Origin of the sequence: Catalinimonas alkaloidigena (assembly GCF_029504655.1) — a bacterium.
GTDB lineage: Bacteria > Bacteroidota > Bacteroidia > Cytophagales > Cyclobacteriaceae > Catalinimonas > Catalinimonas alkaloidigena.
Window position 1 is genome coordinate 4258790 of the sequence record NZ_JAQFIL010000001.1, and the last position, 17238, is coordinate 4276027.

General features: G+C 38.5%; 16 protein-coding genes and 1 tRNA gene. 13 read left to right on the forward strand and 4 right to left on the reverse strand.

Annotated elements, in window-relative coordinates; all coding sequences use genetic code 11:
* Positions 1–153 precede the first annotated feature (153 nt).
* The 4 genes from OKW21_RS17330 to OKW21_RS17345 are packed head-to-tail and all read left to right on the forward strand — an operon-like array spanning position 154 to position 3625.
* Positions 154–1203 (forward strand): oxidoreductase, encoded by a 1050-nt coding sequence (locus OKW21_RS17330; RefSeq protein WP_277481440.1) that lies wholly within the window; start codon positions 154–156, stop codon positions 1201–1203.
* A 37-nt stretch (positions 1204–1240) separates the two neighbouring features.
* Positions 1241–1795 carry a PepSY-associated TM helix domain-containing protein gene (locus tag OKW21_RS17335; protein WP_277481442.1) on the forward strand — a complete coding sequence of 185 codons (555 nt, stop codon included), beginning with the start codon at positions 1241–1243 and terminating at the stop codon, positions 1793–1795.
* Positions 1796–1846: 51 nt separating this feature from the next.
* The gene (locus OKW21_RS17340; protein ID WP_277481445.1) at positions 1847–2401 is read left to right on the forward strand and encodes an SPOR domain-containing protein; all 555 of its coding nucleotides are present in this window, start codon (positions 1847–1849) and stop codon (positions 2399–2401) included.
* A 27-nt stretch (positions 2402–2428) separates the two neighbouring features.
* Positions 2429–3625: a M20 metallopeptidase family protein gene (locus OKW21_RS17345; protein WP_277481447.1), complete on the forward strand. Its 1197-nt coding sequence runs from the start codon at positions 2429–2431 to the stop codon at positions 3623–3625.
* A gap of 1035 nt (positions 3626–4660) precedes the next feature.
* Here the strand turns inward: OKW21_RS17345 and OKW21_RS17350 are convergent.
* On the reverse strand, positions 4661–5809 hold the full coding sequence (locus OKW21_RS17350) for a hypothetical protein (protein ID WP_277481453.1): 1149 nt from the start codon (positions 5807–5809) through the stop codon (positions 4661–4663).
* Between the two features lie 285 nt (positions 5810–6094).
* Between OKW21_RS17350 and OKW21_RS17355 the strand changes: the two genes are divergently transcribed.
* Complete coding sequence (locus tag OKW21_RS17355) at positions 6095–7333, forward strand: M16 family metallopeptidase (protein WP_277481455.1); 1239 nt, start codon at positions 6095–6097, stop codon at positions 7331–7333.
* A 6-nt stretch (positions 7334–7339) separates the two neighbouring features.
* Here OKW21_RS17355 and OKW21_RS17360 read toward each other — a convergent pair whose 3' ends face one another.
* Positions 7340–8095: a class I SAM-dependent methyltransferase gene (locus tag OKW21_RS17360; protein ID WP_277481457.1), complete on the reverse strand. Its 756-nt coding sequence runs from the start codon at positions 8093–8095 to the stop codon at positions 7340–7342.
* On the reverse strand, positions 8092–8424 hold the full coding sequence (locus tag OKW21_RS17365; RefSeq protein WP_277481459.1) for an MGMT family protein: 333 nt from the start codon (positions 8422–8424) through the stop codon (positions 8092–8094). The genes OKW21_RS17360 and OKW21_RS17365 overlap by 4 nt, the downstream gene beginning before the upstream one ends.
* A gap of 106 nt (positions 8425–8530) precedes the next feature.
* Here OKW21_RS17365 and OKW21_RS17370 point away from each other — a divergent pair, with 106 nt between their 5' ends.
* The 5 genes from OKW21_RS17370 (at position 8531) to OKW21_RS17385 (ending at position 10748) form a co-directional block, all read left to right on the forward strand.
* Positions 8531–9118 carry a C40 family peptidase gene (locus OKW21_RS17370; RefSeq protein ID WP_277481462.1) on the forward strand — a complete coding sequence of 196 codons (588 nt, stop codon included), beginning with the start codon at positions 8531–8533 and terminating at the stop codon, positions 9116–9118.
* 62 nt (positions 9119–9180) lie between these two features.
* A tRNA-Ala gene (locus OKW21_RS17375) sits at positions 9181–9254 on the forward strand.
* Positions 9255–9410: 156 nt separating this feature from the next.
* The gene (locus tag OKW21_RS17380) at positions 9411–9773 is read left to right on the forward strand and encodes an ISAon1 family transposase N-terminal region protein (protein WP_277476278.1); all 363 of its coding nucleotides are present in this window, start codon (positions 9411–9413) and stop codon (positions 9771–9773) included.
* A gap of 61 nt (positions 9774–9834) precedes the next feature.
* Positions 9835–10143 (forward strand): transposase, encoded by a 309-nt coding sequence (locus OKW21_RS32750; protein WP_420870092.1) that lies wholly within the window; start codon positions 9835–9837, stop codon positions 10141–10143.
* Positions 10116–10748: an ISAon1 family transposase gene (locus OKW21_RS17385; RefSeq protein ID WP_420870093.1), complete on the forward strand. Its 633-nt coding sequence runs from the start codon at positions 10116–10118 to the stop codon at positions 10746–10748. Before OKW21_RS32750 ends, OKW21_RS17385 begins: the two co-directional genes overlap by 28 nt.
* 445 nt (positions 10749–11193) lie before the next feature.
* Here the strand turns inward: OKW21_RS17385 and OKW21_RS32565 are convergent, their stop codons facing one another.
* Complete coding sequence (locus tag OKW21_RS32565; RefSeq protein ID WP_338130066.1) at positions 11194–13179, reverse strand: glycosyltransferase; 1986 nt, start codon at positions 13177–13179, stop codon at positions 11194–11196.
* Positions 13180–13677: 498 nt separating this feature from the next.
* Here OKW21_RS32565 and OKW21_RS17400 point away from each other — a divergent pair, with 498 nt between their 5' ends.
* From OKW21_RS17400 to OKW21_RS17410, 3 genes are all read left to right on the forward strand, one after another.
* Positions 13678–14283 carry a WcaF family extracellular polysaccharide biosynthesis acetyltransferase gene (locus OKW21_RS17400; RefSeq protein WP_277481464.1) on the forward strand — a complete coding sequence of 202 codons (606 nt, stop codon included), beginning with the start codon at positions 13678–13680 and terminating at the stop codon, positions 14281–14283.
* A gap of 112 nt (positions 14284–14395) precedes the next feature.
* Positions 14396–15931, forward strand: a complete 1536-nt coding sequence (locus tag OKW21_RS17405) for a capsule assembly Wzi family protein (RefSeq protein ID WP_277481467.1) — start codon at positions 14396–14398, stop codon at positions 15929–15931.
* Between the two features lie 63 nt (positions 15932–15994).
* Positions 15995–17074, forward strand: coding sequence for an acyltransferase family protein (locus OKW21_RS17410; protein ID WP_277481469.1), 1080 nt, complete (start codon positions 15995–15997; stop codon positions 17072–17074).
* Positions 17075–17238 lie beyond the last annotated feature (164 nt).

Sequence of the window (17238 nt, forward strand, 5' to 3'; positions counted from 1 at the left end):
ATATAGTTATTGAGGTTAACATGCGAGGTGTTTCGGTTAAAATTCGTACTTAACCCTAACAAACGTACGACAACACCAAGAACAAGGCACCAAAAAGTCAAAAAAAACAGGAGACTCAATTTTTCAAATAATTTTTAGTTATATCAATATCTCATGGCTCAACCTATCCTTAAAGCAGGCATCATCGCCTATGGAAACATAGCTCAGAAGTATCATGCACCTCTTCTTCACGCACTACCTGGTTTTGAACTTACGACAGTGCTGGAAAGACATCATAAAAAAGCTGAACAGGATTATACTCATGTTAAAAGTGTCAGTAGCTTACAAGCAATGTTGGACGACACTGCTATTGATCTGATCATCATTACTACCCCCAATCAATTCCATTTTGCTCAGGCCAAGGCAGCTCTGGAAGCGGGTAAACATGTGGTTTTAGAAAAACCTTTTACAGTAAGCAGTATGGAGGCAGAAATGCTCATGCAAACTGCAGAAACAGAAGGGAAATTGCTTAGTGTATTCCACAATCGGCGTTGGGATGGCGACTTTAAGACCGTACAAAAAATATTAGAAACCGGCGTCTTGGGGGAATTAGTAGAGTTTGAGTCTCGTTTTGACCGCTTTATTAACTACCAAAGAGAAAGTTACTGGCGAGAACAAAATATTCCTGGTGCAGGTGTGCTTTATGACCTTGGGCCCCACCTTATTGATCAGGCACTACAGCTTTTCGGAAAACCGCTCAGGCTGTATGCCGATATTCGTAAGCAGAGGAAAGATAGCCTAACTGACGATTACTTTGATATTGTACTTTATTATGAGCAATTCAAGGTAAGATTAAAAGCAGGAAATCTAGTGAAAGAACTGCAACCACGGTTTATTTTGCACGGCACCCAAGGCTCATTTGTCAAGTATGGGCTGGATGTTCAAAGACTTACTCCTATTACTGCTGAAAAGCTTTATTCACAGGAATGGGGAAAGGAACCTCAGGAGCAATGGGGAACAATCAGTACGAACATCAATGGACTGGATTGTAAGGGCCAAGTAGAAACACTTGCTGGTAGCTACCAAAGCTATTATGAAGATATTTATGATTCAATCGTGAACGGACATCAACCTATAGTCAGTGCGCAGGATGGGTTAAATACAATTGAGCTCATAGAGCTTGCCCAGCTGAGCCATCAAAAAATGGCAGTCTTATCAATTTAATTTTGCTAATTAAACCATATTTTGAGTTTTTTGGGTTATGAGTTTTTTTGATGTGCAAAAGATAGCGCTCAGTTTACGAAAATATCGCCAGTGGCACCGTTGGGTTGGGATCAGTATTGCTCTGTTAGTCTTAATCAGCAGCATTACTGGAATACTGCTTGCATGGAAAAAAGATGTAGCGATTTTACAACCTCCGACTCTAAATAGCAGTTCGCATACAGCTGAAAACTGGCTTTCTATTGATGAGATTGCCCAGTTGGCTGAAGTTGCCCTTCTTGAGCACACTCAATTAGAAGAAGTAAGCATTGACAGAATGGACGTCCGCCTCGATAAGGGTATCGTTAAAGTAAATTTTGTACAGGCTTATTGGGAAGTACAGGTTGATGGCTTTAATGGTGCTGTACTATCTATCGCCCGCCGGCATTCTGATTGGATTGAGCAGGTACATGATGGTTCAATCATTAGTGACTTTTTCAAGCTTCTATCCATGAATGCATTGGGTGTGGGGCTTTTAATACTTATGGCTTCCGGTGTATGGTTGTGGTTTGGTCCCAAAAAAATACGTAAGATGAAAAAAAGACAGCAAGCATGAACAATAAGTTATACTTTTGTATTGAGTAAACACATGAACATTGATTCAATTATGAACCGCATATTTATTTTTCTAACTTCTCTAAGCTTTTTAGGTATAGGCTTTACTGCCTGTTCTCCCTCCAAGACCATCGGGACTCAAAGAGATGATGTGTACAATGAAAACATTGAAAGTCTTCGTATACAATATTCCGATTCGCTGGAGAACTCTATGGGCAGTGCAGACCAGATTAATAGTAGCAACCCTTCACCTGAAACGCCCTCCCTTACTGCCAGTATCAGTACCCAGTATGCTATCAACGATTCTCTGAACTATTTTTTGGATGAAGTAACTGACAGAAATGCTGAAAATAATTCCTATCAGGGGTATACTGTACAAGTCTATACCGGGAATAGTAGGGAAAAAGCTAATGAGGCAAAAAATATGGTTTACGGCATATTACCGGAAGCCAGTCCTACCATTACTTTTGACCCTCCTAACTACAAAGTAAAAGTTGGAGAGTTCACTGACCGGCTGGAAGCGCAACCGACTTATTCATCATTGAAAGGCAATTTTCCAGTTGTACTCATTGTTCCCGAAAGGTTTCCCATTAACAGAGAAGATTAGTCACTACTGCACCTCCTATACTTCACCATGGATCTCAAAAAACAAATAAAATCTCTTGCTCAGGAATATGCGCCTGAAATCGTAAATATACGCAGACATCTTCATGCAAACCCTGAACTTTCTTTTCAGGAATTTAAAACAGCAAAATATGTTGCGGAAAAACTCAAGTCCTTTGGTATTACTCCTACGGAAGGAGTAGCAGAAACCGGGCTTACCGCACTAATAGAAGGAAGGAACCCACAGAAAAAGGTAATTGCATTAAGGGCAGATATGGATGCACTACCGATATTAGAAGCCAATGATGTGCCTTATAAATCTACAAATGAGGGTGTAATGCATGCATGTGGTCATGATGTGCACACTTCATCACTTCTAGGTACAGCGCAAGTGTTGAACCAACTGAAGGAAAATTTTGAAGGAAGTGTTAAACTCATTTTTCAACCTGGCGAAGAGAGAATTCCGGGAGGAGCATCACTTATGATCAAAGATGGAGCTTTGGAGGCTCCAAAGCCTGATCATATTTTCGGGCAGCACGTATTACCACATTTGCCCGCAGGAAAAGTAGGCTTCCGAGAAGGTATGTACATGGCTAGTGCTGATGAAATCTATTTTACAGTAAAAGGAAAGGGCGGGCATGCAGCCATGCCTGAAAAAAATATTGACCCCGTACTTATCACTTCACATATCATTGTGGCACTTCAACAGATCGTAAGCAGGCATGCCAGTCCTAAGATGCCTACAGTCTTATCTTTTGGAAGAGTTGAAGCTGATGGTGCTACGAATGTGATTCCAAATGAAGTAAAGGTAGAAGGGACATTCCGAACCATGGATGAAGAGTGGCGAGCTAAAGCACACCATAGAATGCGTTCAATAGCGGAAAGCCTGGCGGAAGGTATGGGAGGAAGTTGTGAGTTTGAAATCAGAAAAGGATACCCTTTTTTAAAAAACAGCCCTGAGCTAACACAAAGGGCACGAAACTATGCGATTGATCTTTTAGGCAATGAAAACGTAGTAGACCTTGACTTATGGATGGCAGCAGAGGACTTTTCGTACTACACTCAGGTAGCCGATGCTTGTTTCTACCGGTTAGGTACAGGAAATGAAGCCAGGGGCATTACTTCTTCAGTGCACACCCCTACTTTTGACATAGATGAAGATGCATTACAAACTGGCGTTAGCCTCATGAGTTGGATCACAATACAGGAACTCATGCACCAAGAATAAACTGTAGCGATATTGCTAACAAAAGATAAATGATAAAAAGTAACCAGTAAAAAGGTCGGGCTTTCTTTTTTGACTTACCAAAAATGTAGTTATCCAGCCCAAATTTGAAACGATTTTCGTATGGCGTTTTCATGGTTTTAATCTTTTAATCAATTTCACAAAAATGTAAATGCAATCAACTGCATATCATTTGATAACCTTACCTATATTAGCCAAATCGTATTTTTCATTTTCTCTTTGACCAGATAAATAGTACCAATAAAAGCTAACTATAAAAATTAAAGTAAATCGAATATACGCAATTTTGATGAAAATTACCTTGGTTCTCTTCTACCAATACACAATCTGACTCCTCTTTTGCTATGCTTAATGCGTCTTTATCAACATTAATCAGCAGACTTTTATTTGCAACGACACATTTCAATTAGAGTTCTCTTTTCTAAACTCGGCCAAAGGCATTTTTTTATAACAGTCAAAAAATTTAGTTTCTGCAATTTTTTTATATGAAAAATTATATATAATATCACATATATTATGATTTATAGTATTTAGAAGTTTATAGTTCAACAACTTTACTTTCCAAAATCAGGCAAATCTATAAGCTTTCCAGAAATCACGCTGATTGAAACTAAGTTAAGGATGGAAAACCCATCATTCACGAATTAAATCAATTTGTCAACGAATTGTCTAACATGCGTAGTGCGCATAAAATAGCTAGAGCAAAACAAGCTTTAGCTGTTATTCAGAAACTATAAAACTACAATACTAATTAGTTTATTTGTTGATGTTTTTATCATTTAACTCTTCTGCACAAATGTTTCATTATGGAGAAAATCATCAATACAGCAGTAAAAATAGTCAACGTACAAGCTTATAAAGAAACGCATGGACTGTACATTAATGGCCAATTACACCATCTTGGAACAGAAGCGGAATGTAATTTTATGCGGCTCACACTACTAGCGAATAGAAAAGCAAAAAAATAGACTTGGTGTAATCATCTGTACCGACCAGCACACATAAAAATTCACTTACTTATTCTATAAGTTGAATAAGCTGATCCCTAAATTGAGGATTTACAGATGTTGCAATAATGACAGATATGATCAAGCCTATCGTGGCTAATCCCAAATCCTTACCTATCATAGCAAATGCCTGTTTGATTCTTTTTTTCTTGGATTTACTTTTAGTCTTTTCTCTTATTCTGTATCCTAACTCTCTACCTCCCAGCAACCCAATAAATACCCAAGTTGTGCTCATTGGAATAACGCTGATAAATAATTTGTACACTAAGATAAGTGCATAGACAAAGTCAATAATAGTAGCAGAACGAATATCTCTTACCTCACTCTTTTCATTTACAATATCCTGAATTTTATCACCTTTGAGGTAAAAAATAAGCCCTAGTCCGAGAAATACAATTGAGGCAAAACCAATAAACTGAAAAGTACCTAATGTTCTGGGCAGGTAAATTGCAATATTCGCAGCATCTTGCATAATCCATACAGACCATAAGGTTCCACTCGTAATCCATTGAGCTGCAACCCACCATTGCGCAGGCTTTCCTTTAAAGTACTTGGCAGTTAAACGACTTATCGCTAACCAGACGATAAGGCCCAAAGCAAAAGCCATAAAATAGGCATTGATACTTTTTCCAATTACTGAACCAACAGCACCCGGACTTACCGCAAAACTACTTAGTAAAAGAAAAGTCGTAGAGACCGGCATTCTGAGCCGGGTGAGTACCAAGAGAAATATAGGAGCAGCAATTTGCAGAAAAGCAAATTCGTCAGGTTGAGGAAAAGCCAGACTCCCACTATCATCTGTGGCTTGTAGTCTTCCATAGGTTACATCGCCTGAGTTAACTATCCAGCCAATGGTAACTGTGAGTAAAAAAATCCCGCCAATGTAAAGCCATAGAACATACCATTTACGGTCAGCGTTGGAAGCAATAAAAGTACCGATGGTCTGAATACTATCATTGGAAACTGCAGAGTATGCTGCCAGAACAAAGCCAAACCACATTGCGACTCCGGAAAAAGGATAAATAACACCTGCCACCAAAAACAATAAGGCAGTTATTCCTATAAACTTCTTTTCTTCCTTAAAAATATCAAAAAGCTGATAAATTAGCTCCCTGAAGCGATTTGGATTTGACTTCTTATTCTTTTTTGTCTTAGGCATTATTTCAGCTTTCAGATAGGACGATAATGAATTTAATTTTTGCTATTACTCTTTCTCGCTACAATCTAATAAATTCAGTACTCACCAAACTGTGGTAGCATAATCTTGTTTTCAGCTTGCAAAGTTAATAAGCCTCGCAAGATCTTAAGTATTCTTCGTATTATATTTATGTTAACTTTATAGAGTAGCACCAAGGAGCATTTTTTGCAAAATAGTTCTGGATTTATCTTCAAAGTGCTGGAAGTATTTTAATTTTGAGTAAAATTTTAAGAGCAATTTACTTTTATGATTGACTATCAGAACTTTGTGCTGGATAATGGGCTAAAAGTTTACGTTCACCAGGATATTACTCTCCCTACTGCTACAGTTAATTTACTTTATGATGTAGGCTCACGCGATGAAGATGAAGCGAAAACAGGTTTTGCGCATTTATTTGAGCATCTGATGTTCGGTGGGTCTATCAATATACCATCTTTTGACGAACCCCTTCAACTTGTAGGGGGTGAAAACAATGCTTTTACCAGTCCGGATATCACCAATTATTATGTGAGTCTACCGTCAGACAATCTGGAAACCGCTTTCTGGCTGGAATCCGATCGTATGCTAAGCCTTTCTTTTGATCCACAGGTGCTGGAAGTACAACGTAAAGTAGTAATTGAAGAATACAAACAGCAGTACCTCAATCAACCTTATGGTGATGCCTATATGAAGTTAAAAGCATTGGTATACAAAGTTCATCCGTATCGCTGGGCTACTATTGGTAAGGACATTCAACATATAGAAAATGCCAGTATGGAAGATGTAAAAAGCTTCTTTCATAAGTTTTACATTCCTAATAATGCTATTCTTGTAGTTTCCGGTAATGTTGTTTTCGATGATGTGCGCAGACTAGCTGAAAAATGGTTTGGGCCAATTCCGTCTGGAAACAAATACAAACGCAACCTACCCCAGGAACCACTCCAGAAAGAAGCACGGGTGGAGCATGTAGAAGCTGATGTACCCCTGGATGCTATTTACAAGGCCTATCATATTCCCGACCGTCTCAGTCAACATTATTATACCGCCGATTTGCTCAGTGACGTACTCGGCAGAGGAAAGTCTTCAAGGCTTCATCAGGAATTAGTGAATAAACGCCGCTTATTTAGTAATATTAATGCCTATATCAGCGGGTCTATTGACCCTGGTACACTTAATATTCATGGTAAAGTCAGTAAAGATGTCAGCCTGGAAGAAGCTGAATCAGGTATACAGGAAGTCCTTCTGTCTGTGATGGAAGGGCCAATGGATGAGGAAGAGCTACAAAAAGTGAAAAATCAAGCTGAAGCATCCATTGTTTTTTCTGAAATGGAACTGCTCAACCGTTCAATGAATCTTGCTTATGCTGCTCTTTTAGGCAACCCTGACCTTGTCAACTTAGAATCAGACTTTATTCAAAAGGTAACAGCTAAGCATATACAACAAATGGCAAAAACTCATCTGATGCAAGAGAATAGCAGTACTGTATACTATCACGCAAAACAGTAATTGTGGCTATTGCTTACCGAAAAACATGAGATGCTGTTTGGGTAAAAGCTGCTTGTTTTCTATTAGATAAAGTCCAACTGCTGTCATTTCTTTCACAGCCTGATCCTCAGTCATTTTATGCCTTGGCTTGATCATTATACTCGGGTCTTCAGCTTTATATTCTGCCAACACTACTCTTCCGTCCGGCGCGAGAGAAGATACAATGGCCTGCATGGTTTCGCGGGGGTGGGAAAATTCGTGATAAGCATCTACCATAAGTACAAGGTCAACTTTCTCTTTTGGCAGTGAGGGATCCTTAACACTTCCCAATATGGGGTCAATATTGGATACATGTTGCTCCTGCATTTTGGAACGGATGATGTCCAGCATTTCTTCCTGTATGTCTACAGCCAGTACTTTGCCTCCAGGGACTAAAGGGCTGATTTTGAATGAGAAATATCCAGTACCTGCTCCTATATCGGCTACTACATCATCGTATTGCAGTTCTAACGCCCTAACTAAAAGGTCTGTTCTTTCTTCCTCTTCTCTACTTTCCCTTTCCAGCCACGAAGCTCCCCTATGTCCCATAACCTGAGCTATATCCCTTCCCAAATAGTATTTTCCGGTTCCATCGCTACTACTGGGATCACGATACTGATAAAATTCTTCTACTGCATCAGAAGTGGTATTTCTATGCTTTACCTGGCCACAGGATACATTTGAAATGAGCAATAGCAATAAGCATATACTATCTAACGTAAAATCAGACCTGAACTTCTTCATAATAATTCTACTGTCGGATCCCAAAAAAGTTTTGCAAAATCCTGTACCTGATCTTTTTCGATCTTCACCCCTTCTGATTCCAGCATCTCTTGCATCTTGGTAGGAGAACCAAAATGATGCTTACCGGTAAGGAGTCCTTGTCGGTTCACTACTCTGTGTGCAGGGACATCAGGGTATATATGCGCATTATTCATTGCCCAACCAACCATCCGCGCACTTCCTCTGGCACCAAGATAATTCGCTATTGCCCCATAGCTACTTACTTTCCCTTGGGGAATTAGCCTTACAACTTCATAAACACTTTCAAAAAAACTAATCTTATCACTCATCGGAATTGTAAATATATCAGGCGAAATGTTCAAAAATAATATAAAATAAACACTTCAAACCAAGCGTTTCATTGAGCAGATAAAAGATACATTATATATTTGTTATATGATTGTACCCAACATCAAGATCTTACGCTCTAACTATGGTTATCTCGCCGCAATTCTGAGTATTTCATTACTGACAGCTTGTGCGAGCAATAAAAAAGTAGCAGAAAACAGAAGGAGCAAGCCAACCTATCATAAAAGGGAAAGGTCTCAACCTAGAACTGACAACTACAGAAGTAACGTTCCTAATGCAACTACTGCTCCTGTTGAGAAAGTGATTGCAACTGCGCGTTCTTTTACCGGAGTTCCATATCGCTGGGGAGGTACTACCCGGGCCGGCATGGATTGTTCCGGCTTACTGATGACTTGTTTTCAAGCAGCTGATCTTAATTTACCCAGAACTACTTCCGAACAAGTTAAGGTGGGAAAAGGGGTAAGACTGTATGATTTACAGCCAGGTGATTTAGTGTTTTTCGCTGCAAAAAAGAGCAACCCCAATAAAGTAACCCATGTCGGCATGGTAACCGAAGTAAGAGATAAGCATGATGTACGCTTTATTCACGCTTCTACTAAGCTTGGCGTGGTAGAAAATAATATTTATACTGATTATTATAGAAGAATCTTTATCAAAGCGCGAAGGCCGTTTTGAGTTTTCAGAATTTTACCTAATTTTGTTGACCAATTGGAATTTCCATACGGGGAATTCCATTCGGGGAATTAGCTCAGCTGGCTAGAGCGCTTGCATGGCATGCAAGAGGTCACCGGTTCGACTCCGGTATTCTCCACACTGATTATCAAGGTGTTACAATTTATTTTGTGACACCTTTTTTTTTGGTAAAACTGAGGTAAAACTATTCTATAGTTTGAACAGAAATGAGGGATCAAGCTTAAAAGTTGTGGGGTAAGTTGTTAGGGTATAATTTAGCCGTCAAAAAGAATCATTGGATAAAGCTATCATTTCTTTGTTTCTACCGGATGGGATGCTTGACTATTTTGAAGTTACTTCAGTAGAAAAGACAGAAGAGAGCTACACTATTAGTTTAGCAGAGAAGAACCAGCATCCGGAGGAATATGCAGGTGAGAACCTCATCTCCAAAGGCTATTTTGCAGAAATTACTGTAAAAGATTTTCCCATACGCGGTAAAGCCTGCTATCTGAAAGTAAAACGCAGAAGGTGGTGGAATGAAGATACAGGAAAGGTAGTTTTTAGAAACTGGGAATTGGTGGCTCAGGGCACGCGAATGACTATGGAATTCGCGTCTTTTTTAAAAGCATTGCATCGATACCACACCGGTAAGCTGTAAAAGCTTAGGCAACTACTTCCATATAAACGGCAAGTTATTAGAAGAGCAATATGCTGCTCATTTGAGTGACTACAGGCATTGGGATCAGTTAGAGCATGCCGAGGATTATGTTGTTTTTCCTGAGAATGTTGGTGAATATATCACTATTGATGAAACAGCAGTTTCACAGGGTGAACTTTACACAGTGATCACCAACAAAGCGGCCAGGGGGAATAAAGGCTGCCTTATTGCAATGATCAAGGGTACTAACAGTGAACGAGTAAAGTCTATCCTGCTTAGAAAGATCCCATTAGAAAAAAGGAGGCTGGTCAAAGAAGTCACCTTAGACATGGCGGCCATTCCATGGGGGCCAGTATGGAACAGATCGTGACTAAGACATTTACCAAAGCTGTTTTAGTCACCGATCGTTTTCATGTGCAAAAACTGGCTTATGAAGCAGTTCAGGAAATGAGGATAGCTTATCGCTGGGAAGCTATTGAGCAAGAGAACCAAGAAATGGAATTGAGCAAAGAAGTAGGCAGAACCTTCGTTGCCAACAGGTTAGAAAATGGTGATACTCCTAAACAACTACTGGTCAGGAGCAGGTACCTGCTCTTCAAGGACAAAAGCAAATGGACGTCTTCCCAAGTCCACAGGGCAGAAATCCTGTTCAAACTCTATCCACAGCTTGAGCAAGCTTATGAATTAGCTCAAAAGCTAGGACATATATACCAAAACACTAAAGAGAAAGGTGTCGCTTTCACCAGACTGGCCAGATGGTATGATCAGGTAGAAAAAGCTGGCTTTAAATCTTTCAATACAGTCTCTAGAACCATTCAGCAACACTATAAAACTATCTTAAACTTCTTTGATAGAAGAAGTACTAATGCTGCTGCTGAATCTTTCAATGCCAAAATCAAAGCTTTCAGGTCACAGTTCAGAGGGGTGAGAAACATTAGCTTCTTCCTCTACAGACTTTCCAAAATCTATGCTTAGTACTACTGTCCCCCAGATTTGTTGCTTGATCCGAAATGAGACTCTTAAGTAATAATAAAATAAGAGGTATATATCTTTAAAAACATCAACTATATTTCTTCAATAAACCAAAATTGTAATTCATTCTTCTTTTTTATATCTGAGCTTTTAACTTCCTCTTATCAATAAGCCACTCTATTACTCTACCTTCTTTAGAAACAGTTTCAGCCCTACAAATTAATTGTTGTTTGGTAGAAATTGCTTTTCCATAATGTGTTTGCAGCCCTTCAAAAAAGCTGATAATGATGCGATAAGAACTTTGTTGAGGTAGGTAAGTCAGAAAAAACTTCTACCCTGACTAACAGAACTCCATTTTTTCATGCAGAAAATTGCTTAGATAGACTTGTACTTTAGTTTAAAGGAAAGAGAACCCACCTTTCCTAAACCTTTTAATGATATGCTACTATTATTTTGAGTTTGAATAAGAGGACCTAATAGAAGGCTTCACTACTCTTTTTCCATTCAGTAGCCTTATGTATTTTACAAAGAGCAATTTGACTACTCTATGACTTGAAAACTGAAGCTGGTGACAAAGTACTATGTGAAACAGAAAGCTCAAGGTTAAAAGTAGAAATGATACAGTAGGATCAAGCATAGTAAAGAAAAACAAGGCAGTAGCGATCATCAACACATTCAAAATACCAATGATGATAGTCGCGTTTCTATGACTAAAGTTTAAGTCAATCAGCAGATGGTGGATATGGTTTCTGTCCGGACTGAAAGGAGACTGCCCTCTAATAATTCTTAAAATAAACAAGCGTATTACATCAAACAGAGGGACACCTATCACACCCATTACTACTATTGGTCCATTTTCTAAATAATAAGGCGTATTGATTACTTCTCCGTTTAGTTTGAGAAACTGGAAAATCATGGTCGCGCTCAATGTACCAATAATCAATGAACCTGTATCACCGAGAAAAATTTTATTGTTTTTGGAGAAATTGAACTTAATAAATGCCGCTAAGCCGCCCACAAGGCTAAAAGCCAGGATAGCTTCATTGATAAATCCAGCACTAAGGAACCAACTTCCAAAAAAGCAGGCAGTGAACATGCCCAGTGAACTTGCCAATCCATCAATTCCATCTATCAGGTTATAGGCATTGGTAATCAAAATAAAGGTTAAGATGGTGAAAGGAACTCCGAACCAAGGTGAAATTTCATTCACTCCTAATACACCATAGAAGCTCTGCACTTCAATGCCAAGCCCATGGATAATCAACATAGAAGCAATAATTTGCGCTATAAATTTCTTTTTAGGAGAAATAACCAACATATCATCCTTCACTCCAATGAAGAATATTATCGTTAGGGCACCTATTACATACTGAAGGTGATTAAGTTCGTTGATCCCTCCCCAGATAGTTAGGCTTAACAAAATAGAAGCAAAAATAGCAATTCCTCCCAAGGTAGGAATTGGTTTGACATGAGAACTGCGATGATTAGGTTGATCCATCAAATGTTTAATTTCCGCTATCTTGATCACTACTGGTACAGAAACCCCTACTATACCCCAGGCAAAAACACTAGACAAACCAACAATTATTCCACTGGCTATATTTTGCATATTGTCAATCAAGCCGCTCATTAAAGCTATGAAGGGTATTAATAATGCTAAATAGGTAGCCCACTTGAACCCAACTTCAGGAAGGTTTATCTGTCCTATTTTCCTTAGGGGCTTCATAATGCGAAGAAGTGGATTGGGGCTTATATTATTTTTTTCCCAGGCCAGCACATCTTCCCGATTAGCTTTTAACCTTCCTTTAAGGGTACTATTACTTATACCCCCTATCCGCATTTTTACTAAAGTCTTATTTACGTAACCGGCTTCTATTTTATTTTTGTACAGGTAACGTAACATAAACTCATAATCAGCCGAGCAATTAAAAGCTGTATCATACCCCCCATATTGTTGATAGCAGGTCTTCCTTATATAGAATGTAGGATGGGGAGGCATCCACCCATTCAAAAATTTTGAACATTCATATTCGCCAGACTTCCAGTTTCTAATGATGGCATCAGTATTTTCTCTCTCCACATATACCAGGTCTCCGTAAATACAATCTGTCTTATTATCCCTAAATCCTTTCACTACCTCAGCGACTGAGTTTTTGGAATAAAAAATATCATCAGCATGCAATATTCCTATTACATCTCCGCTGGCTAAAGCCATACCTTTGTTGAGCGCATCGTACAAGCCCTCATCTTCCTCTGAAATAAATACTTGTATGTCATTGGCATACTGCTGTATTATATCCTGAGTACCATCTGTAGACTGGCCATCCACCACGATATATTCAATATCCTCATAGTTCTGGTTTAAAACCGACTCTATGGAAGTAGCTATTGTAGCTGCATTATTATAAACGACAGTAATGATAGAGACTTTCAATTTTTTACTTTGTTTTAATTTGGCTAAAAAGTAAGGAGGTCGTAGGTTGGCAGATTCTGACTTATTGCTGATTCAAAGAAATCTATTCTGACTGAGTTTACCCATTGAGAACAGTTTGATTTCTTACCTTGTATACTTTTGAATTAAAGGGTAATGATCGATAATGTGGAAGCTTTCTTTTGAGGACGTTTGGAACGCCAATACATTATTACGAGGATATTTAGCTCTCATTCTGGCAAATGTTTTCTTCACATTGCTAAAAAATCACAGCAAATATCTTTACCATCAAAGATTCAATGCTTTCCAATAATAGTGTAAGCTTGATTCTGTATGCATCACCTACACATATTCACCTGCCACTCCATTAAACTAAACTCCAGCCTTTTTTGCGGATCTAGGACATTCTATGCTTACGTACCATTTACGGTTTTTTAAAATGTTCTTCCATAAGCTTAGATCATAATTTGCAGTATCTCATAAAAGGATATATCTCAGATAATGAAAACAGAGCTTGATCAATATAATAACGACTGGTACAAGCCAGGTAAAACGGTAGCACATCGGCTTTTATGGTACTGTATAAACGCCCTTGTGTTTGAAAGCAAACTATTTCCAGTGAATCAACTGAAAACTAGCTTACTCAGACTTTTTGGTGCAAAAGTAGGTGTAGGAGTAGTTATCAAACCCGCTGTAAGCATCAAATACCCCTGGCGACTCAGTATAGGCAAGCATGTATGGATAGGAGAAAATACCTGGATAGATAATTTAGCTCATGTACAGATTGGTGATCATGTCTGCATTTCTCAGGGAGCAATGTTGCTTACAGGTAGTCATAACTACAAGGAAAGGGCATTTGACTTAATCGTAAAAGATATAGTCCTGGAGGAGGGTGTATGGATTGGTGCAAGGGCTGTAGTGTGTCCGGGAGTAAAGTGTCGATCACATAGTGTATTATCTGTAAGTTCAGTGGCTACAGCAGAGTTATCCGCATATGAAATTTACCAAGGAAATCCAGCGATTTCGAAGAGAAAAAGGAGTAAGCAAGCCGGCAACGGTATACTTAGCTTTGAAGGAGAAATTGCTGAGGCGCTATCAATAAGATAAAGATAAAAGAAGGGCTTGTCATGATAAGGCTGAGATTTATGAAAAACCCATTTACATCTTACACCAAATTTTGATCATATCAGGAGTAGCATTTCCGATAAAATATAATGCCATGAACAGGCGGAAAAACCACAAAAAAAATATTACCCCTTTACTTATTATAGCACTCTACTTTGGGCTAAACCACGCTGTGCATGCTCAGCTTCTTGACTCTCTGAAAGCCAAAGTAGGGACTAATATTACCATTGCGAAAGAAGATTACCAGCCACTGTGGCTGGTGTCAAATCGTTGGGGGACCATTACTGATCAAAAGTTTGATGCCAGTACTTATCTTACATTAAGCAATAAGTATACATTTGGCGGCAAAGGCCCCCTAAGGCAATATTACGGTAGATTTGTTAATCAACCTACCTCCTACATCATCTATGGCGTTACCATAAACAATCATAATCACCTTAAGCAAACTTTTCTTCCCGAAGCCTATGCTAAGGTGAAATGGCACGCGCTACGCTTAGATGTAGGGCGATACAAAGAAGTTATAGGTGAAGTAGATTATCAGCTTTCCAGCGGATCTTTGGGAGTCAGCGGCAATGCAGTGCCTATACCAAAAGTAAGCCTGGGGATTCCAAGCTATACCGATGTGCCTTTTATTGCTCCTGGATGGGTACAGGTGAAAGGGCAGTTCAGTAATGGGTGGATGGACAGTGATTCTCTGGTGAGCAAAGCTTATCTGCATCAGCGAAGCTTTTATGTCAGGCTGGGAAAAAAGCCTTTGGTCAATGCGCGGAAGTTTACCACCATCAACTTCTATGGAGGGTTAAACCAGTTTGTGGTTTGGGGCGGTGAAGATACTGTTGGCAATAAACTCCCCGGAGCATGGAAAGACCTCTTTACCAAAGTAGCTGTGCCCGGTAATAATTTAGGCTTTTTTGATTATGGCGCTACGCTTACTACCCGTGATTTTAAGCTCACTGCCTACACTCAGGTACCTTTTGAGAGTAAGACCAATATGAATCCTTTTAGAATCAAAGATCGGCTGGTGGGTATCTCGTTAAGTTCTATGCACAAAGGGGCAATATTATCCTCCATAACATTTGAAGCCATCAATACCACCTGGGAAGATCGTGAAGCCCCAAATGGGAGATCAGACTATAATTTTTATAACAATGCACGCTATACCAACGGCTGGACCTATCAAGGGAACATCATTGGTACTCCCCTGTTCTTCAACAGGCAAAGAGCAATCCACTACTTTGGTGAGAGTTATACCAGTAAGGCAACAAGCAACTGGAATATTGCTAACAATCGTATTAATGGCTTTCATCTTGGATTAAAGGGACATTTCCCAATTGATTGGTTTTCCTTATCCTATAGAACCTTATTCACTCATACCATTAACAATGGTAATTACTACGATGGCTATTGGGTAAAGGGTAATAAAAACCAAAGTTATTTGATGCAGGAGCTTACTTTTCAACTAAATGCCCTGAAACTAAATGCTGCACTGGGGGTCGATATGGGAAAACTCAGCAGTAATGTTGGGGGTATGTTAGGTATAGAATATGATCTGAATTACAAACCTGACCTTAGATATCTTGGTCCGGTCAGATTCAGAAGAAGAGTTAAGAGTCCGTTTAGGAGAAGGTAAATTTACATGCTACATAGGATAAAGCTGATCTGTTTCTTTTCAAAATCCATGAATCAATAACTTATGAAGTTAGAAAAATTAGAAGCTATTAGAGGGTTTGCTGCTTTATATGTTGTTTTACACCATATTTTGCCCAAGAATCTCAGTTTATGGGACATGAATATTTCCTTCTTATTTAGGTTTGGTCAAGAAGCGGTAATTTTATTTTTCTTACTTTCAGGATTTGTAATACATTATTCCTTTGAAAACTCTAAAAACAAATCATTTTTCTCTTATATAATTAAAAGGGGATTGAGGGTGTATATCCCACTTGTTATAGTTTATTTGATCAGCTATTTTATTGAATCATTTAATACAAGTAGATGGGTGGAAGTAAGCATATTTAATGTGGTGGGAAACCTATTTATGCTGCAAGATCTTGAGTTCTTAAGACCGAATACAATATGTCCTCCCCTTTTTGGAAACACTCCCCTTTGGTCTCTCTCTTATGAATGGTGGTTCTATATGTTATATTTTCTTATCCAGAAGAAAACAAACTACCTTAATCAAAATAAATTTGTTTTCGCTATGTTCACAGTAGCAACTTTGAGTTACCTAATCTACCCATTTTTTCTAAATAGAGTATTGATGTATTTTGGAATTTGGTGGGGTGGGGTGATGCTTGCTAAGAGTTATCTAGTTAATGATAAAGTTAAAATCGCCGACCTCAAATATTATTTGTCTTATAGCTTTTTAGCAATATTGATCTTACTGGTTAACGTATACATACGAACAGGTTTCGTCAATATACAAGCAGGAGCTTATCCATTTGGGGAAGTTAGGCACTTCGTTTTTTCGCTCATAATAATTATTGCTGCAATAGTATGGCAAAAGAAGAAATGGATAGGGTTTGATCATACATTTAGTCCTTTTATTCATTTTGCAAAAATTTCCTATGTAATTTATATATTACACCATCCTCTAATGTATATTCTTGCTGAAGTCAATTCTATACTCAATCCCATCATAGGCTACTGCTTGTTTTTCTTTTTCTTATGTGCGGTATCCTATGTGATAGAAATACTTCTTTATCCTCTGATAAAAAATAAAGTATTAAGCCTTATTTATAGTAAAGCATTCAAACGAAATGTATTAGTCAATTGATTGACTTTATTTATCTTTTTTTATGAGTTACTGGACATACATAGGATAATTGATATTAGTGATGTGTTTTGCTAAGTAATAAATATCCCAGGGTTACTCCCATTGTATTCAAAATAATATCATCAAAATCAAATACTCCTACTTGCTTATCCACAGTAAGAATT

Excerpts from the sequence above, each read along its gene's own strand:
- OKW21_RS17355 (WP_277481455.1), top strand. The coding sequence starts at position 6,095 with ATGATTGACTATCAGAACTTTGTGCTGGATAATGGGCTAAAAGTTTAC.
- OKW21_RS17350 (WP_277481453.1), bottom strand. The coding sequence starts at position 5,809 with ATGCCTAAGACAAAAAAGAATAAGAAGTCAAATCCAAATCGCTTCAGG.
- OKW21_RS17335 (WP_277481442.1), top strand. The coding sequence starts at position 1,241 with ATGAGTTTTTTTGATGTGCAAAAGATAGCGCTCAGTTTACGAAAATAT.
- OKW21_RS17405 (WP_277481467.1), top strand. The coding sequence starts at position 14,396 with ATGAACAGGCGGAAAAACCACAAAAAAAATATTACCCCTTTACTTATT.
- OKW21_RS17360 (WP_277481457.1), bottom strand. The coding sequence starts at position 8,095 with ATGAAGAAGTTCAGGTCTGATTTTACGTTAGATAGTATATGCTTATTG.
- OKW21_RS17330 (WP_277481440.1), top strand. The coding sequence starts at position 154 with ATGGCTCAACCTATCCTTAAAGCAGGCATCATCGCCTATGGAAACATA.
- OKW21_RS17410 (WP_277481469.1), top strand. The coding sequence starts at position 15,995 with ATGAAGTTAGAAAAATTAGAAGCTATTAGAGGGTTTGCTGCTTTATAT.
- OKW21_RS17345 (WP_277481447.1), top strand. The coding sequence starts at position 2,429 with ATGGATCTCAAAAAACAAATAAAATCTCTTGCTCAGGAATATGCGCCT.
- OKW21_RS17400 (WP_277481464.1), top strand. The coding sequence starts at position 13,678 with ATGAAAACAGAGCTTGATCAATATAATAACGACTGGTACAAGCCAGGT.
- OKW21_RS17340 (WP_277481445.1), top strand. The coding sequence starts at position 1,847 with ATGAACCGCATATTTATTTTTCTAACTTCTCTAAGCTTTTTAGGTATA.
- OKW21_RS17385 (WP_420870093.1), top strand. The coding sequence starts at position 10,116 with ATGGGGGCCAGTATGGAACAGATCGTGACTAAGACATTTACCAAAGCT.
- OKW21_RS17370 (WP_277481462.1), top strand. The coding sequence starts at position 8,531 with ATGATTGTACCCAACATCAAGATCTTACGCTCTAACTATGGTTATCTC.
- OKW21_RS17365 (WP_277481459.1), bottom strand. The coding sequence starts at position 8,424 with ATGAGTGATAAGATTAGTTTTTTTGAAAGTGTTTATGAAGTTGTAAGG.